The organism is Mycobacteriales bacterium, from assembly GCA_035995165.1.
Taxonomy (GTDB): domain Bacteria; phylum Actinomycetota; class Actinomycetes; order Mycobacteriales; family CADCTP01; genus CADCTP01.
Map to the genome: position 1 here is coordinate 1 of DASYKU010000120.1, position 17,206 is coordinate 17,206.

The following is a 17,206-nucleotide window of genomic DNA, read 5'->3' on the forward strand; positions in this document are numbered from 1 at the left end:
TCCGGGAACTTGATGTAGGGCAGGTGGTCGTACCAGACCGGGTCGTGCAGGCAGAGGCTCTTGTAGCGGCTGCGCCACTGGTCGCCGGGCCGGCCCCGCTTGTCGACCACGATCGTGGGCACGCCGAGCTGCCGCAGCCGCGCGCCGAGCGCGATGCCGCCCTGCCCGCCGCCGACGATCAGCGTGTACGGCTGGGTGGTGTGGCCGAGCTCGGCCGCCTCCCGCTCGCGCTGCTCCAGCCAACTCCGGCGGTCCCGGTTGGCGCCGTGCTCGGCGCCCTTGGGGCGGCGGCCGAAGGCGGGCTCCTCGTGACCCTTCAGCTCGTACAGGGTGGTGAGGAGGGTGAAGGCCTTGCCGTCGCGCAGCCGCAGGTGGCCCTTGCCCCGGCCGGCCGCGGTCTCGAACTCGATCCAGGCCTCGGTGACGCCGTCGGCCTCGGACGGCTCCTCGGTCGTATGCCAACCGGTCGGGCCGGCCGCCGCCAGCGTCGCGTCCAGCAGCTCCTTCACCCCGGCCGGGCCCTCGACCGTGACGATGTTCCAGCTGAACGCGATGAGGTCCCGCCAGAAGCTCTGCTCGCCGAACATCCCGGCCGCACGCTCCGTGTCCCCGTCCTCGAGCGCGGTCCCGAAATCGGCGAGCCACTGGTCGGTCCTGGTCAGCGTCTGGGTCATGAAGCCTCCTCGCGCGGGTTACCCGCAGGCAACACCCCAGCCCGCCCATTGGGAAGGCCCCCACCCCAATCCCGACCGAACGGCCAGGGCCCCGGTCCGCAACTGGTGCGGGCCGGGGCCTCGGGGACAGCGATCAGGCGGCGACGGGCTCCGTGACGGAGTCGTACGCCGGCTGCAGGGCGAGCGCGAGCACGTCGGCGACGTCGGTCATCGTGTGCACGGTGAGCTCGGAGAGCACCTCGGCCGGGACGTCCTCCAGGTCCGGCTCGTTGCGCTTGGGGATCAGCACCTCGGTCAGCCCGGCCCGGTGGGCGGCGAGCAGCTTCTGCTTCACCCCGCCGATCGGCAGCACCCGACCGGTCAGCGAGACCTCACCGGTCATGCCGACCTCCGCCCGCACCGGCCGCCCGGACAGCAGCGACGCGATGGCCGTGGTCATCGTGACGCCCGCGGACGGACCGTCCTTGGGGACGGCTCCGGCCGGCACGTGCACGTGGATCCGCTTGCCCTCCGGGTCCTCGACCGGGATCCCGAGCCGGGCCCCGTTCGCCTTGAGGTAGGACAGCGCGATCTGCGCCGACTCCTTCATGACGTCACCGAGCTGGCCGGTGAGCACCAGGCCCTCGCCCGCCGCCGCGTTCGCCTCGATGAACAGCACGTCACCGCCGGCGCCGGTGACCGCGAGCCCGGTGGCCACGCCCGGCACCGCCGTACGCTCGGCCGACTCCGGGGTGAACCGCGGCCGGCCCAGGTAGCGGGTCAGCGCCTCGGCCGTGACCGTGACCGGCCCCGGCTCCCCGGTGGCCAGCGCGGTCGTCACCTTCCGCAGCACCCGCGCGAGCGAGCGCTCCAGCTGCCGGACCCCGGCCTCGTGCGTGTACTCACCGGCGACCAGGTGCAGCGCGTCGTCGGCCACGGTGACCTCGTCGGCTGTCAGGCCGGCCCGGTCCAGCAGCCGCGGCAGCAGGTGGTCGCGGGCGATCGCGACCTTCTCCTGCTCGGTGTAGCCGTCGAGCGTGACCAGCTCCATCCGGTCCAGCAGCGGCCCCGGGATGGTGTCCCGGACGTTCGCCGTGGCCAGGAAGACCACGTCGGACAGGTCGAGCTCGACCTCGAGGTAGTGGTCGCGGAACGTGTGGTTCTGCGCCGGGTCGAGCACCTCGAGCAGGGCCGCGGACGGGTCGCCGCGGTAGTCCGAGCCGACCTTGTCGATCTCGTCGAGCAGGATCACCGGGTTCATCGAGCCGGCCTCGCGGATCGCGCGGACCAGCCGGCCCGGCAGCGCGCCGACGTACGTCCGCCGGTGGCCGCGGATCTCGGCCTCGTCCCGGACGCCGCCGAGCGACACCCGGACGAACTTGCGACCCAGCGCCCGCGCGACGGACTCGCCGAGCGAGGTCTTGCCGACACCGGGCGGGCCGACCAGCGCGAGCACCGCACCGGAGCCACGCCCGCCGACGACCTCCAGGCCGCGGGAGGCGCGCCGGGCCCGGACGGCCAGGTGCTCCACGATCCGGTCCTTCACGTCGGACAGGCCGTAGTGGTCGGCGTCCAGCACCTCGCGGGCGGCCGTGACGTCGGTCGAGTCCTCGGTCCGGATGTTCCACGGGATGTCCAGGACCGTGTCCAGCCAGGTCCGGATCCAGCCGGACTCCGGGGACTGGTCGCTGGCCCGCTCCAGCTTGCCGACCTCGCGCAGCGCCGCGGTCCGCACGTTCTCGGGCAGGTCGGCGGCCTCCACCCGGGTGCGGTAGTCGTCCTCCTCGCCCTCGGCCCCGCCCTCGCCGAGCTCCTTGCGGATCGCGGCCAGCTGCTGCCGCAGCAGGAACTCGCGCTGCGTCTTGTCCATCGACTCGCGCACGTCGTCGCGGATCTTCGCGGTCACCTCGGCCTCGGCCAGGTGCGCGCGGCTCCACTCCAGCAGCAGGGTCAGCCGCTCCTCGACGTCGGTCGTCTCCAGGATCCGGGCCTTCTGCTCCAGGTCCAGGTACGGCGCGTAGCCGGAGGTGTCGGCCAGCTGGCCGGGGTCGGAGATGTTGCGGACCGAGTCGATGAGCTGCCAGGCGCCGCGCGCCTGCAGGATCGCCTCGACCACGGTCTTGTACTCGGTGGCCAGCTCGCGGGCCTTCTCGGTGACCGGGGCGGCCTCGACCGGGGTCGCCTCGACCCAGAGGGCCGCACCGGCGCCGGTCACGCCGTGGCCGACGCGGGCCCGGGTCGTGCCGCGCAGGAGCGCGCCCGGCTCGCCGGTCGGCAGCCGGCCGACCTGGTCCAGGATCGCGACCGTGCCGATCGCCGCGTACTTGCCGTCCAGCCGCGGGACCACCAGGACCCGGGCCTCACTACGTATCCCGCCGACAGCCGAGCCCGCGGTGCGGGCAGCGTCGACGGCGGCCTGCGCCTCGGAGTCCAGCTCCACCGGCACGACCATGCCCGGCAGCAGCACGCCGTCGGTCAGCGGCAGCACCGGGAGTGTCAGGTTCGCCATGAGTCTTCGCACCTCGATTGGGTTGAGTCTGATGCACTCAACGCGGGCCGGGGCGGAAACTTCCATGCGTTCGCTCTGAGCGTGCAGGCTGCGGCGGTGACCTCGTGGTGGCGGCCCGGATTTCACTTCGCGCCGCGGCGTAACTGGATGAACGATCCTGGGCTGGTGTTCCCCGACGGGACGTACCACCTCTACTTCCAGCACAACCGGATGCCCGGATCGAACGGCTGACGGTCTGGCCGCTGACGGCAACCTGACCGGCCGGGCGGGCATCGCACCGGGTGTCGGACCAACTGAAGAACGGAAGGATCTTGTTGTGACACGCTTCGTGGGCCGAGCGGGCCGGTACGCACTCCCGATCGCCGCCGCTGCGCTCCTGCTGGCCGCATGCGGCGGCAAGGACGACGGCATCACGATCGGGGCGCCCAGCGCCTCGGCACCGACCTCGATCGCCACCACCGCCGCGCCGACGACGGCGCCGGACTCCACCAGCCCCCGCTCGGCGCCGACCACCCCCGAGCAGAGCACGCCGTCCACCGACCGCTGCCACACCTCCGAGGTGAGCCTGGCGTTCGGGCCGGAGGACGCGGCCGCCGGCAGCCGGATGGGGACCGTGATCCTCACCAACACCAGCAAGCGGACCTGCACCGTCTTCGGGTACGGCGGCCTGCAGGTGCAGGACGCCCAGGGCAAGGCCCTGTCGATCGCGCTGACCCGGGACGCCACCCCGGCGCCGGTGCTGCTGCGGCTCGCGCCGGGGGCCAAGGCGTACAAGGACTTCCGGTTCGGCGCGGTGCCGAGCGGGACCGGCGCCTGCCCGACGCCGGCCTCGGCCGCGATCACGCCGCCGGACGAGACCGACAACCACGTCGTGACGTGGCCGTACGGGCCGGTCTGCGACGACATCCAGGGCCGGGCGTACCAGCACACGTCGGTGGTGGCGTCGTGAGGACCCGGGTCCTGCTCGCGACGGCCGGCGCGGTCGCGCTGGTGCCCGGCAACCACTCCGGCCGGACGCGGCCAAGCACCGGCTGCCGATCACGCTGACCCGCGACACCGGCCGGAAGCCGACCCTGATCCGGCTCACCCCGGGCGGCCGGGTGGCCCGCACGATCCACTGGACGGTGGTCCCGTCGACCGATCCGTGCCCGACGCCGGCGTACGCGGAGATCATCCCGCCGGACGAGACCGACCCGCTGGTCGTCGCCCTGGCCGTTCGAGGAGGTCTGCGGCGGCCGCATCGACGGCTATCCGTACGGCGTGACTCGCTGACCCGCTGATCAACAACCTGCGCGGCGGTGCGTACGGTTTCCCGGGTGGGCACGCCGTTCGTCCCCGGCGCGGAGCTGGGTCGCCGCTTCTACCGCGAGGTCGTACGCCCGCTGCTGGACGAGGCGTTCCCGGGCCTGCCGTACGCGGCCGGCCACCTCGGCAACGGCTCCGACGTGCTCGGCTACGACACCGCGATGTCCCGGGACCACGAATGGGGCCCGCGGGTGACGCTCGTCCTGCCCGAGGCCGACGCCGGGCGGGCGCCGGCGATCCGGGCGCTGCTGGCCGAGCGGCTGCCGCCGGCCTTCCTCGGCCACCCGACCGGCTTCCGGCCGAACCCGGCCGACCCGGGGGTGGCCGCGATGGCCCCCGGGGGCGAGGAGAACCGGGTCTTCACCACGACGCTGCGGGAGCTCGTCCGCCAGCAGCTCAACTGGGACCCGGCCGGCGAGCTCGCGCCGGCGGACTGGCTGTCGTTCCCGGGCCAGCAGCTGCTGACGATCACGGCCGGGCCGGTGCACCACGACGGCGTCGGTGAGCTGACCGCGCTGCGCAACCGGCTGGGCTGGTACCCGCGCGACGTCTGGCGCTACCTGCTGGCCGCCGGCTGGGCCCGGCTGGGCCAGGAGCAGCACCTGATGGGCCGGGCCGGGCACGCCGGCGACGAGCTGGGCTCGGCGCTGATCGGCGGCCGGCTGGCCCGGGACGTGATGACGCTCGGGTTCCTGCTGGAGCGGCGGTACGCGCCGTACCCGAAGTGGTTCGGCACCGCGTTCGGGCAGCTGGAGGCGGCGGCCGAGCTCGGCCCGCTGCTGGGCGAGCTGGTCTCGGCGCAGACCTGGCCGGAGCGCCAGGACGCGTACGCGACCGCCGCGGGCCTGCTGCTGCGGCGGCAGAACGAGCTCGGCCTGGCCGAGCCCGTCGACCCGCGGCCGCACCTGTTCTTCAGCCGGCCGTTCTGGGTGGTGAACGCCGAGCAGGCGGCCGACGCGCTGGTCGCGGCGGTGACCGACCCCGCCGTACGGCACCTCACCGGGCGCAAGCTGATCGGCGGCGTGGACCAGTGGAGCGACAGCACCGACCTCAAGGCGCCGGAGCTGCGCCCGGTGGTCCGCCGCTTCTACAGCTGACCGGCCACCGCCGGGCAGCCCGCGGCTCCTGAGCCGCTACAGCGCGGCGATCAGCTCCGGGGTGAGCTCGGCCGGGGTGCGGACGGTCGCCGCGGCCAGCGCCAGCGCGTCGGCCGGCGGCGGGAAGTGCGGGTTCGGCACCGCGACTACGGTCATCCCGGCCGCCGCCGCGGCCCGCAGCCCGTTGCTGGAGTCCTCGACCGCGACGCAGCCGGCCGGGTCGACCCCGAGCCGCTGGGCCGCGGCCAGGTAGACGTCCGGCGCCGGTTTGCCCCGGTTCACCTCCTCGCTGGACACCGTGACCCGGAACCGGTCGGCGACCCCGGCGGCGTCCAGCACCACCCGGATCAGGTCCGGCGGCGACGAGCTGGCCACCGCCAGCGGCCACCGGCCGGCCAGCGCCCGGACCGCGTCGACCGCGCCCGGCAGCAGCGGCACGTGCTCGCGGTAGCGCCCGGCCATCCGCTCGATCACCGCGGCGGCCAGCTGCTCCGGGGTGCCACGGGCGCCCAGCGTGCCCAGGTACGCCGCCCACTCCGGGGTGCTCATGCCCTGCATCGCGGTGGTGGCCTCGTCGGTCCAGTGCCCGCCGCGCTCGGCGACCAGCGCCTGCCGGACGGAGTCCCAGACCTGTTCCGAGTCCACCAGCACGCCGTCGAGGTCGAAGACGATCGCCGCCGGGTCCATGCCGGTCATCCTCTACCGTCCCCGGTGTGGAGCTGGCGAAGGCGAGCGCGGTCGAACCCCTCGGCGGCGGCCGGTACGGCGCGATGCTCGACCCGGCCTGGGCGATCGGCACCAAGCCGAACGGCGGCTACCTCATCGCGGTGCTGGCCCGGGCGGCGGTGGCCGAGGCCGCGCACGGCGCGATCGCGGGGCCTGCCGACCGGCGGAACGACCAAGAAACTGTCGAGCTGCCGCACCCGGCCGCGGTGAGCGCGCACTACCTGGCCGCGCCGGACTCCGGGCCGGCCGAGGTCGCGGTCGAGGTGCTGCGGCACGGGCGGAGCGCGACCCAGACCCGGGCGACGTTGTTCGCCGGCGGCAGGCGCTGCGTGGAGGCGCTCGTCACCTGCGGCAGGCTGGCGCCCGCGGCCCCGCCGTACTGGTCGGACGTGCCGGTGCCGGACATGCCCGCCGAGGCCGACTGCGTGCCGGCGCCGGTGGCGGACCCGCGGTTCCCGGTGCCGATGTTCGGCGAGGTGGAGGTGCGGTCCGACCCGGCCACGGCCGGGTTCGCGACCGGGCAGCCGGCGATGGCCGGCGAGATCCGCGGCTACGTCCGGATCTCCCCCGCCCGGCCCGATCCGTACGCGCTGCTGGTGGCGCTGGACACGCTGCCGCCGGCGACCTTCGACCTGGGCCTGCTGGGGTCGTGGGTGCCGACGATGGTGTTCACGGCGTACCTGCGCGCGCTGCCGGCGGACGGGCCGCTGCGGGTCCGGCAGCGGGCCCGGCTGGTCGCGGGCGGGCGGGTCGACGAGGACTGCGACGCCTGGGACTCGACCGGGGCGCTGGTCGGCTCGGCCACCCAGCTCGCAGCGCTGCGACTACCCCAATCCTGAGACATCACGCTCCTGGTGGCTGACCCGAACGCCCTGGTATGGCACAGTGTCCCGATCAGTAAGGCCCGTCGACCGTTGATTGCCATCCGAGGGACTGTGTGAGCCGGCTCCGCCCGAACCGTATGCACCTGCTGCTCGGCCTGGTGGTCGTGCTGCTGGCGACGGTCCCGGTGCTGATCCCGCTGGTCTGGACGAAATCGACCGCGGCGACCGGTCCGGACGCGCTGCGGACGGCGGCCTCGGCCGGGGAGCCGATGCCGACCCACGACGGGGCCGCGGGATCGGACCCGACCAAGGCGGCCGCGGCGCTGCCGCGGGCCGGGACGCTGGCCTCGGCGGCACCGACCGCGTCCCCCAGCGCGACGCCGAGCACGCCGGCCCCGACGACGACCGCCCCGACCGACGCGGTTTCGCCGCCCGCACCGGACCCGAGCCCGACGGCGACCGTGGACGCGACGACGCCGACGCCGGACCCGACGGCCGCGCCCCGGCTGGCGGCGGCCGGTCCGGACCTGGTCGTCGTGTCGATCGGCTGGTCGCCGCAGCCGCCGGGCGCCGGGCAGCCGGTCGTGTTCTCCGCGGTGGTCCAGAACATCGGCACCGACCCCACGCCGACCGTGACGAACGGGATCGCGTTCTCCGTCGACGGCACGAAGGTGGCCTGGTCGGCGAACGACAGCAACCCGCTCGGGCCGGGCGAGCAGCGGACGTACACGGCCGACGGCGGGAACGCCTGGACCGCGACCAGCGGCACGCACACCGTGCAGGCCTGGGCCGACGACCTGGACCGCATCCCCGAGACCGACAACGACAACAACACCGCCACGGCAACCGTGACAGTGGCCTAGCCGGCGCGGCCGGGGCGGCGGGTCCACCCGCGACCCTCACGGCGGCGGCTCAGCAGGGCGGCCGGGGCGGCGAGCCGTCCACCACGACCCTGACAGCGGCTCAGCAGGGGGCCGGGGCGGCGAGCCGTCCACCGCGACCCTGACGGCGGACCAGCCGCGGAGGGCTCAGTCGAGCGCCGCGAGGCGGCGGGTGAGAAGGCGGCGGTCGGGGGCGGTCGGGGCGAGCGTCACGGCCGACTCCAGCTCGGCCCGCGCGTCGGCCGACCGGCCGAGCCGGGTCAGCGCGTCGGCCCGGGCGGCGTGCCACAGGTGGCCACGGGCCGGGCGGCCGATCGCGGCGAGCGCGTCCAGCTCGGCCGCCGGCCCGTCGCGGTGCCCGACGGCGACGGCCCGGTTGAGCGCGACGGCCGGGTTGGGGCCGAGCGTGAGAACCAGGTCGTACAGGTCGACGATGCGGTACCAGTCGGTGTCGGCCCAGCTCGGGGCGGTGGAGTGGCAGGCGGCCAGGTGGGCCTGCAGCTGGTACGGCCCGGCCACGCCGCCCGAGCGCCGGACCGCCTCGGCCAGCAGCCCGGCCCCCTCCCGGATCGCGGCCGCGTCCCAGCGGGACCGGTCCTGCTCGGCCAGCAGCACCGGGTCGCCGGCGGCGTCGACCCGGGCCGGCCGCCGCCCGGCGGACAGCAGCAGCAGCGCCAGCAGCGCGAGCACCTCGGGCTCGCCCGGCATCAGCTCGGCGACCAGCCGGGCCAGCCGGATCGCCTCCACCTCCAGGTCGACCCGGACGACGCCGTCGCCGCTGCTGGGCGCGTACCCCTCGGTGGCGATGAGGTGGACGACGGCCAGCACCGAGGGCAGCCGCTCGGGCAGCTCGGCGTCGGACGGCAGCCGGTACGGGATGTGCGCGGTGGCGATCTTCTGCCGGGCCCGGACCAGCCGCTTGGCCATCGTCGCCTCCGGCACCAGGAACGCCCGCGCGATGGCGGCCACGTCCAGCCCGGCCAGCGTCCGCAGCGCCAGCGCGACCTGCGCCTCCCGGGCCAGCGCGGGGTGGCAGCAGGTGAAGACCAGCCGCAGCAGGTCGTCCCGGACGGCGCTCTCCGGCTCCATCGGGACCACCTCCTCGGCGACCAGCTCCCGGCTGGCGGCGCCCTCCTTGGCCGGCCGGACCGCTTCCCGGCGCAGCACGTCGTACGCCTTGCGCCGGGCGGTCACGGTCAGCCAGGCCCGCGGGTCGTCCGGCACGCCGGTCCGGGGCCAGGACGCGAGCGCGGCGAGCACCGCGTCCTGGACCGCGTCCTCGGCGAGCTGCAGGCTGCCCAGGGTCCGGACGAGGGTCGCCAGCAGGCGGCGACCCTCGACCCGGACCGTCTCGGTCAGCCGGTCCTCGGCGTTCACGCGCCGGGCTGGTCCAGGTCCACGACGGGACGCAGCTCGACCTTGCCGTGCCAGGCGGCCGGGATCTTGGCGGCCCAGCGCAGCGCCTCGTCGAGGTCGGCGGCCTCGAGGAAGTAGACGCCGCCGAGCACCTCGGCGGTCTCCGCGTACGGCCCGTCGGTGGTGACGACGTCGCCGCCGGCCCCGCCGGCGACCGTGATCGTGGTGGCCATGGTGGCCGCGTGCAGGGGCTGGCCGCCGCGCAGGACGCCGGCCTCGGCGGCCTCCTTGCCGAACTGGTCGTACTCGGGGGCGTGGACGATCTCCTCCGGCGTGGTCCAGTAGTGGTCGGCCGGGTAGTAGAGCAGCGCCGCGTAGAGAGCCATGGTCGGAAGCCTTCCGTCGGCGGCCGGGCGGCCGCGTTCGTGCAGAGGACGAACGGGTCCGGGCCGGGAGGACACCCGGCTCAGGGAAATTCTGGCGGGTCCTGCCCCCACGGCCGGGGCGGATGCCGGAAGTCGTCCGCGTGCAACGCCGGCCGCGCGTACGTCAGCGCCCCGTGCGTCACCGTCGTCGCCTCGAACTCCCCGCTGTCCGGCTGCACCGACCGGTCCGCCGTCAGCAACTCGTGCGCGACCCGGGCCAGCGAGGTCGCCACCGACCACCCGCCACCCTGCCCGAGCGCCGTCGCGACGGCTCCGGCCAGGAGGTACCCGGCACTGTGGTCCAGCGCCTGGGCCGGCAGGGCACCGGGCCGGGCCCCGTCCTTCGACTCCACCATCGCGATCCCACTCGCCGCCTGCACGATCGAGTCGAACCCGCGCCGCCCCGCCCACGGCCCCACGGAACCCCACGCCGACAGGGACGCGACGACCAGCGCCGGATTGGCCGCGATCATGTCGTCCACCGGCAACGCCCCCGGCCGGTATCCATGCACCAGCACGTCGGCCTGCGACAGAAGCTCCGCGAACCGCGCGGACCGCACGTCGAGCAGACAGCTCCGCTTCCCCGCCCCACCGTCCAGGTGCTGCCACTCGATCTCCGGCAGCCCCGGCGGATCCACCCGCAACACGTCGGCCCCCCACAAGGCCAGCGTCCGGGTCGCCACCGGCCCCGCGATCACCCGAGTGAGGTCCAACACCCGAACCCCCGCCACCTCCCGAGCCGCCCCCTCCGACCGCCGACCGACCACAAGCAACGGCAACGACCCCACCACCGACCCCTGCGGATGCGCCGCCCACTCCTCCTCCGTACGAACCGCCGCAGCAACGCCCCCCGCCGAGACGATCAGGTCCTCCGCCTCCACAGCCGACAACCCAGCAAGGCGAAGCCGAAGCGACTCCCCCGACCCAGAGATCCCCAGCGCCTCACCAAGCCGAGCAGCGTGATGCGGATAGTTCGCATGCGTCCGCACCCACCCGGACCCCGTCTCCCAGAATCCCGACAGCTCCCCCCACACCCCCGGAGAAGCACCGTCAATACGAAGGTGCCGCTCAGACGTGTAAGCAGTAGCCACCCGCACTGGATCAGGAGAGGAGTCCCCACCAGCGAGCGCAGCGAAGCGAACCGCCCGATACGCCAACCACCCCACCGGCAACCGAGCAACCAAGGGAGCCGGAGGAACCGAAGAACCCGGAGGAACCAAGGGAGCCGGAGGAACCGAAGAGCCCGGAGGAACCGAAGGACCCAGAGGAGCCGCAGTCACAAACCCGAGTCTCCACCGCACCGTGGGCACGCGGGGCTCGGCCCCGCGGCAACATGAAGCGACCCCGGTCCGCGCACTACGCGGACAGGGGTCACCAGGAGCGTCGTGTGGGCGAGGGGGGAGTTGAACCCCCACGTCCTTACGGACACACGGACCTGAACCGTGCGCGTCTGCCATTCCGCCACTCGCCCAGCGGCCGGGCGAGGATAGCACGCAACACCGGGGCCTCCTCGACCGTCATTCCCCCGTCGGGATATGGGGTAGGCCCTTCGCAGATACCATCGTCGGGCAGTCGTGGCGAGGAGGAAGTCGGTGGGTGTGCTGCAACGCTTCGAGCGGCGCCTCGAAGGTGCTGTGGGCACGGCCTTCGCGCGCCTCTTCAAGGGTCAGGTGGAGCCGGTCGAGGTGGCCAAGGCGCTGCAGCGGGAAGCTGAGGCGCGCCGGGCCATCGTCGGTCAGGACCGGGTTCTGGTGCCGAACCGCTATGTGGTCGAGTTGGGCCCGACCGACCATGACCGGTTGGCGCCCTGGGAGACCCAACTGACCAACACCCTCGCCGAGATGGTGCAGGAGCACGTGGACGACGAGGGCTGGTCGACGTTCGGGGACATCGAGGTGACGTTGTCGCGCAACGAGGAGCTGGGGACCGGCATGTTCAACGTGACCAGCAGCGTCGACCCGAACGCGGGTCCGCGCCGCCGCCCGTACAACTCGCTGTCGATGCCGGCCGTCCCGGCCGGCGGTCCGGCGCCGGCAGGTGGCGGGGCCGGCGGGGTGGTGCCGGGCTTCGCGGCCTCGAGCGCCCAGGGCGGCGGCTACGGCGGTGGGTACGGCGGCGACCAGGGGCAGGGGTACGACGGCGGCGGCAACCGGGACCAGGGCTACGGCCAGCCCGAGCCGGGCTACGGCCAGCCGGACCAGGGTTACGGCCAGCAGCCCGACCCGGCGTACGGCGAGGGTGGCTACGGCCAGCAGCCGGGATACGGCCAGCAGCAGCCCGGCTACGGCGACCCGTACGAGCGCGGCGACCAGTACCAGGGTGCGGACGGCTACCAGCAGCCGGCCAACGGCTACGCGCCGCCGGCCACGGTCCCGCCGCCGGCGTACCAGCAGCAGCAGCGGCTGCGACACCTGCTGACCGTCGACGGCAGCCAGCAGTGGATGGAGCTGCACGTCGGCAGCAACGTGATCGGCCGGGGTCAGGACGCGGACCTGCGGCTGCCCGACACCGGCGTGTCCCGCCGGCACATCGACATCCGCTTCGACGGCAACGGCGCGGTGCTGCACGATCTCGGCTCGACCAACGGCACCACGGTGAACGGTCACCGGGCGCAGAGCTGGCAGCTGCAGCACGGTGACGTAGTCCGACTGGGTCACACCGTCCTCGTCTACCGGCAAGAGCCGGCGTGACCTGAGAGGGTCACACTCCGTGAATGCGCCGATCGTCGTCCAGATCCTCCGGTTCGGGTTCCTGGCGCTGCTGTGGATCTTCATCTTCGCTACGCTGCGCGTCGTCCGGGCGGACCTGGCGGGGGCCGGTGCGACCCGATCGACCATGCCCACCCGTCCGACCGCCTCGACGCGGCCGAAGCCGAAGCGAAGGGGGAAGGCCCTCACCAACCTGCTCGTCACCGAGGGTGGCCTGGCCGGCACCCGAATCACGCTCGGCGAGCAGCCCATCATGATCGGCCGGGCCAACGACTCGACCCTGGTGCTCACCGACGACTATGCGAGCACCCGGCACGCGAGGCTCGTCAGCCGGGACGGCGACTGGTACGTCGAGGATCTCGGCTCCACCAACGGCACCTACCTCGACCGTACGAAGGTCACCGGCCCGACGCTGATCCCGCCCGGAGTCCCCATCCGGATCGGTAAGACGGTTCTCGAGTTGAGGTCATGAACGCTCCCCCCGGACCAGGTTCCGCCCGGTGACCGTGGCCCTTCGGTACGCGGTCCGCTCGGACCGCGGACTCATGCGCACCAACAACGAGGACTCGGTGTACGCCGGGCCTCGGCTGCTGGCCCTTGCCGACGGCATGGGCGGCCACGCCGCGGGCGAGGTGGCCAGCAACGTCGTCATCTCCACGCTCGCGCACCTGGACGAGGACCGGCCGTTCGACGACCTCATCTCGACCCTGCGGGACGCCACCGCGGCCGCGAACAACAACCTGCGCGCGATGGTCGAGCAGGACTCGAACCTCGACGGCATGGGCACGACGCTCACCGCGCTGCTGTTCGCCGGCTCCCGGGTCGGGCTGGTGCACGTCGGCGACTCCCGGGCGTACCTGGTCCGGGGCGGGCAGCTGACCCAGATCACCCACGACGACACGTTCGTGCAGGCGCTGATCGACGAGGGCCGGCTGACCGCGGAGGAGGCCAGCTCGCACCCGCAGCGGTCGCTGATCCTGCACGCGCTCAACGGCGCCGAGGTCGAGCCGGACCTCTCGATCCGGGAGGCCCGGATCGGCGACCGCTACCTGCTCTGCAGCGACGGGCTGTCCGACGTGGTCTCCCCGGACACGCTGCTGGAGGCCCTGCAGCTGCCGGACCCGCACGAGTCGGCCGACCGGCTGGTCGAGCTGGCCCTGCGCGCGGGCGGCCCGGACAACGTGACCTGCATCGTCGCCGACGTCATCGACGTGCCGTACGGGGACGACGCCCCGGTGATGGACGGAGCGGTCGGCGGCAACCGCGGCCAGCGCGAGCCGGACCGCACCAGCCCGGCCTCCCGCGCGGCCACCCTGAACTCGCGCCCGGGGCCGGAGGACACCGTCCCGGACCGCCCGGCCCGGCCGCGCCGGCTGCGGCTGGCCCTCGGGCTGTTCGCGCTGCTGGTCGTGGTCGTCGGTGGCGGCTACGGGCTGTGGACCTGGACCCAGGCTCAATACTTCGTCGGCGCCGAGGGCGACCAGGTCGCCGTCTACCGGGGCGTGAACTCCTCGGTCGGCCCGGTCCACCTCTTCTCGGTCGTCGACACCAACCCGATGAAGCTGGACGACCTGGTCCAGGTCGCCCGCCGGCAGGTGCAGGACGGCATCCCGGCCGACAACCGGGCCCAGGCCGAGCAGATCATCGCCCGGCTGAACATGCAGCAGAAGCCGCTGTGCCCGACCCCCACCCCGAGCCCGACGCCGTCCCCGACGAAGCCCGCCACCAAGCCGACCCCGGGGCGGACACCGTCGCCGACCCCCGCGACCCCGACCGCCCCGAGTAGCGCGGCGAACCCGTCCGGGACCGAGGCGCCGGGCGACGAGGGGTGCCGGCTGCCTTGACCGCTCCTCCCGCCGCCACCGCCGGGACCGCCGGCGAGACCAGGCCGGTGCCCCGACGGCGGGGCACCGAGCTGGCGCTGCTGGCGTTCGCCGTGATCCTCGTGATCGCCGCCGACGCGGTGGTCGACGCGACCTTCAACGACACCGTCAGCACCGCGGTCTGGACGTACGGGGCCGGCTTCGCGTTGATCTACGCGGTCGCGCACCTGGCCGTGCGCTGGCTCGCGCCGTACGCGGACCCGCTGATCCTGCCGGCCGTCGCCCTGCTCAACGGGCTGGGCCTGGTGCTGATCCGGCGGCTGGACCTGGCCGAGGTGGCCGACGCGCAGCAGGACGGCCGGCCGATCCCGTCCGGGGACGCCGAGGTCCAGGTCGTCTGGACGCTGATCGGGCTGGCGTTGTTCGTCGCGGTGCTGATGATCGTGCGTGACCACCGGGCGCTGGCCCGCTACGCGTACACGCTGGCCGCGGCCGGGCTGGCCTTCCTGGCCCTGCCGGCGGTGCTGCCGGGCCGGTTCTCCGAGGTCAACGGCGCGAAGATCTGGATCCGGGTGGCCGGCTTCTCCATCCAGCCGGGCGAATTCGCGAAGCTGGCGTTGATGGTCTTCTTCGCCGCGTTCCTGGTCCAGAAACGGGACGTGCTGTCGCTGGCCAGCCGCCGGGTCCTCGGCATCGACCTGCCCCGCGGCCGCGACCTCGGCCCGATCCTGGTGGCCTGGGGCGCCTCGCTGCTCGTGCTGGTCGGCGAGAAGGACCTCGGCACCTCGCTGCTGTTCTTCGGCATCTTCATCGTGCAGGTCTACGTGGCCACCGAGCGGACGTCCTGGCTGCTCATCGGCCTGGGCCTGTTCCTGGTCGGGGCGTACGCGGCGTACTTCGCCTTCGCGCACGTGCAGGAGCGGGTCGAGGTCTGGCTGCGGCCCTTCGACTTCCGGGACGACCAGGGCTACCAGATCGTGCAGTCGCTGTTCGGGCTCGGCACCGGCGGGCTGTTCGGCACCGGCCTCGGCGGCGGCCGGCCGGAGACCGTGCCGTTCGCGAAGACCGACTTCATCGTCGCCACCGTCGGCGAGGAGCTCGGCCTGGTCGGCCTGGTCGCGCTGCTGGTGATCTACGCGCTGATCGTCAGCCGCGGCTTCCGGACCGCGCTGACCGTGCGGGACTCCTTCGGCAAGCTGCTCGCCTCGGGCCTGGCCTTCACGCTCGCCTTCCAGGTCTTCATCGTCGTCGGCGGCGTGACCAAGCTGATCCCGCTGACCGGCCTGACCACGCCGTTCCTGTCCTACGGCGGCTCGTCGCTGGTGGCGAACTTCGCCCTGGTCGCGCTGCTGCTGCGGATCTCCGACGCGGCCCGCCGGCCGCCGGTGACCCCGACCCGGCAACCCCCGCTGGCCGACGCGATGACCGAGGTGGTCCGGTGAACCGGCCGGTCCGGCGGGTCGCGCTGGCGATGCTGGTGCTCTTCGGCCTGCTCATCGCCAACGCCAACTACGTGCAGGTGTTCGAGGGCGACAAGCTGCGCTCCGACCCCGGCAACACCCGCGTCCTGCTCGACGAATACGAACGGCAGCGCGGCACGATCGTCGTCGACGGCTCCCCGGTGGCCGAGTCGGTCTCCACCAACGACAAGCTGCGCTACCTGCGCCGCTACCCCGGCAAGGGGACGTACGCGCCGGTCACCGGCTTCTACTCGCTGATCTACGGCGCCACCGGCATCGAGCAGTCCGAGAACGGCTTCCTGTCCGGCAGCGACAACCGGCTGTTCACCCAGCGCCTGTCCGCCCTGCTCACCGGGCGCGACCCGCGCGGCGGCAACGTGGTGCTGACGCTGAACAGCAAGGCCCAGCAGGCCGCGGTGGCCGGGCTCGGCAACCGGCGCGGGGCGGTGGTCGCGATGGACCCGACCACCGGCGCGATCCTGGCCATGGCCAGCAGCCCCTCGTACGACCCGAACCCGATCTCCTCGCACGACCCGGACACCATCCGGGCCCAGTACAACAAGCTGGCCGCGGACGCGTCCGACCCGCTGATCAACCGGGCGATCAACGAGCGGTACCCGCCCGGGTCGGCGTTCAAGGTCGTGGTCGCGGCCGCGGCGCTGGCCAACGGGCGGACGCCGGACACCCAGATCGACTGCCCGACGGTCTACACGCCGCCGGGGACGAGCCGCGGGCTGAAGAACTTCGGCGGCGAGAGCTGCGGGGCGAGCAAGGTCACCATGCAGACGGCGCTGACCAACTCGTACAACACCGCGTTCGCGAAGCTGGGCGTCGACCTGGGCGAGTCGGAGATCCGCCGGGCCGCGGCCGGCTTCGGGATCGGCACCGGCGACGCGCTGCAGGTCCCGATGCGGGTCTCGCCGAGCTCGCTCGGCGACATCCCGGACACCCCGGCGCTGGCCCAGACCTCGATCGGGCAGCGGGACGTCGCGCTGACCCCGCTGCAGGCGGCGGAGATCGCCGCGGCGGTGTCCAACGACGGCGTGCTCATGACGCCGTACCTGATCTCGGAGGTGCAGGCGCCGGACCTGACCGTGCTGGACCAGACCAAGCCGGAGCAGCTCTCGACCGCGGTGACGCCGCAGATCGCCGGCCAGCTCACCCAGATGATGCGCAGCGTCGTGCAGAACGGCACCGGCAGGTCGGCCCGGATCCCGGGCATCGACGTGGCCGGCAAGACCGGCACCGCGGAGAACGCGCCCGACGCCGCCCCGCACGCCTGGTTCATCGGCTTCGCCAAGAACGCCGGCAAGCAGGTCGCGGTCTCGGTGATCATCGAGAACGGCGGCAACTCCGGCAGCGAGACCACCGGCGGCGAGGCCGCCGCGCCGATCGCCAAGCAGGTCATGCAGGCCGTGCTGGGTGCGGGGGGCGGGTGA

At 73.8% G+C, this 17,206-nt stretch carries 16 protein-coding genes, 1 tRNA gene and 1 pseudogene; 11 read left to right on the forward strand and 7 right to left on the reverse strand.

Annotation, left to right across the window (positions count from 1 at the left end; all coding sequences use genetic code 11):
• Both VGP36_19910 and lon read right to left on the reverse strand, forming a co-directional pair.
• Positions 1-674: NAD(P)-binding protein (locus tag VGP36_19910; GenBank protein HEV7656979.1), on the reverse strand; the 674-nt coding region annotated here is incomplete at its 3' end.
• Positions 675-807: 133 nt separating this feature from the next.
• Positions 808-3,162 carry an endopeptidase La gene (gene lon, locus VGP36_19915; GenBank protein ID HEV7656980.1) on the reverse strand — a complete coding sequence of 785 codons (2,355 nt, stop codon included), beginning with the start codon at positions 3,160-3,162 and terminating at the stop codon, positions 808-810.
• Positions 3,163-3,243: 81 nt separating this feature from the next.
• On the opposite strand from lon, the gene VGP36_19920 reads away from it, so the two are divergent.
• The 4 genes and pseudogenes from VGP36_19920 to VGP36_19935 all read left to right on the forward strand — a co-directional run bounded on the left by VGP36_19920 (position 3,244) and on the right by VGP36_19935 (position 5,564).
• On the forward strand, positions 3,244-3,393 hold the full coding sequence (locus VGP36_19920) for a hypothetical protein (protein HEV7656981.1): 150 nt from the start codon (positions 3,244-3,246) through the stop codon (positions 3,391-3,393).
• An 85-nt stretch (positions 3,394-3,478) separates the two neighbouring features.
• On the forward strand, positions 3,479-4,111 hold the full coding sequence (locus tag VGP36_19925) for a DUF4232 domain-containing protein (GenBank protein HEV7656982.1): 633 nt from the start codon (positions 3,479-3,481) through the stop codon (positions 4,109-4,111).
• Between the two features lie 76 nt (positions 4,112-4,187).
• A pseudogene (locus VGP36_19930) lies at positions 4,188-4,442 on the forward strand (DUF4232 domain-containing protein).
• A 36-nt stretch (positions 4,443-4,478) separates the two neighbouring features.
• A complete protein-coding gene (locus VGP36_19935) occupies positions 4,479-5,564 on the forward strand; it encodes a DUF4037 domain-containing protein (GenBank protein HEV7656983.1) in 1,086 nt (361 codons plus the stop codon).
• A gap of 36 nt (positions 5,565-5,600) precedes the next feature.
• Here the strand turns inward: VGP36_19935 and VGP36_19940 are convergent, their stop codons facing one another.
• Positions 5,601-6,251 (reverse strand): HAD family phosphatase, encoded by a 651-nt coding sequence (locus VGP36_19940; protein HEV7656984.1) that lies wholly within the window; start codon positions 6,249-6,251, stop codon positions 5,601-5,603.
• Between the two features lie 26 nt (positions 6,252-6,277).
• On the opposite strand from VGP36_19940, the gene VGP36_19945 reads away from it, so the two are divergent.
• Positions 6,278-7,129 (forward strand): thioesterase family protein, encoded by an 852-nt coding sequence (locus tag VGP36_19945; protein ID HEV7656985.1) that lies wholly within the window; start codon positions 6,278-6,280, stop codon positions 7,127-7,129.
• Positions 7,130-7,227: 98 nt separating this feature from the next.
• On the forward strand, positions 7,228-7,977 hold the full coding sequence (locus tag VGP36_19950; protein ID HEV7656986.1) for a CARDB domain-containing protein: 750 nt from the start codon (positions 7,228-7,230) through the stop codon (positions 7,975-7,977).
• A gap of 165 nt (positions 7,978-8,142) precedes the next feature.
• Here VGP36_19950 and VGP36_19955 read toward each other — a convergent pair whose 3' ends face one another.
• From VGP36_19955 to VGP36_19970, 4 genes are all read right to left on the reverse strand, one after another.
• Positions 8,143-9,372: a sigma-70 family RNA polymerase sigma factor gene (locus tag VGP36_19955; protein ID HEV7656987.1), complete on the reverse strand. Its 1,230-nt coding sequence runs from the start codon at positions 9,370-9,372 to the stop codon at positions 8,143-8,145.
• Positions 9,369-9,737 (reverse strand): YciI family protein, encoded by a 369-nt coding sequence (locus VGP36_19960; protein ID HEV7656988.1) that lies wholly within the window; start codon positions 9,735-9,737, stop codon positions 9,369-9,371. The genes VGP36_19955 and VGP36_19960 overlap by 4 nt, the downstream gene beginning before the upstream one ends.
• Before the next feature lie 80 nt (positions 9,738-9,817).
• Positions 9,818-10,492, reverse strand: coding sequence for a CoA transferase (locus VGP36_19965; GenBank protein ID HEV7656989.1), 675 nt, complete (start codon positions 10,490-10,492; stop codon positions 9,818-9,820).
• Positions 10,493-11,164: 672 nt separating this feature from the next.
• A tRNA-Leu gene (locus VGP36_19970) sits at positions 11,165-11,247 on the reverse strand.
• A 121-nt stretch (positions 11,248-11,368) separates the two neighbouring features.
• On the opposite strand from VGP36_19970, the gene VGP36_19975 reads away from it, so the two are divergent.
• The 5 genes from VGP36_19975 to VGP36_19995 are packed head-to-tail and all read left to right on the forward strand — an operon-like array spanning position 11,369 to position 17,206.
• Positions 11,369-12,466, forward strand: a complete 1,098-nt coding sequence (locus VGP36_19975; GenBank protein ID HEV7656990.1) for an FhaA domain-containing protein — start codon at positions 11,369-11,371, stop codon at positions 12,464-12,466.
• Positions 12,467-12,485: 19 nt separating this feature from the next.
• On the forward strand, positions 12,486-12,956 hold the full coding sequence (locus tag VGP36_19980; protein ID HEV7656991.1) for an FHA domain-containing protein: 471 nt from the start codon (positions 12,486-12,488) through the stop codon (positions 12,954-12,956).
• Positions 12,957-12,984: 28 nt separating this feature from the next.
• Positions 12,985-14,328 (forward strand): PP2C family serine/threonine-protein phosphatase, encoded by a 1,344-nt coding sequence (locus tag VGP36_19985; protein HEV7656992.1) that lies wholly within the window; start codon positions 12,985-12,987, stop codon positions 14,326-14,328.
• Positions 14,325-15,749 (forward strand): FtsW/RodA/SpoVE family cell cycle protein, encoded by a 1,425-nt coding sequence (locus VGP36_19990; GenBank protein ID HEV7656993.1) that lies wholly within the window; start codon positions 14,325-14,327, stop codon positions 15,747-15,749. Before VGP36_19985 ends, VGP36_19990 begins: the two co-directional genes overlap by 4 nt.
• Positions 15,746-17,206 (forward strand): penicillin-binding protein 2, encoded by a 1,461-nt coding sequence (locus tag VGP36_19995; protein HEV7656994.1) that lies wholly within the window; start codon positions 15,746-15,748, stop codon positions 17,204-17,206. Before VGP36_19990 ends, VGP36_19995 begins: the two co-directional genes overlap by 4 nt.

Coding starts and splice junctions, on each gene's coding strand:
- lon (HEV7656980.1), bottom strand. CDS start 3,162: ATGGCGAACCTGACACTCCCGGTGCTGCCGCTGACCGACGGCGTGCTG.
- VGP36_19940 (HEV7656984.1), bottom strand. CDS start 6,251: ATGGACCCGGCGGCGATCGTCTTCGACCTCGACGGCGTGCTGGTGGAC.
- VGP36_19960 (HEV7656988.1), bottom strand. CDS start 9,737: ATGGCTCTCTACGCGGCGCTGCTCTACTACCCGGCCGACCACTACTGG.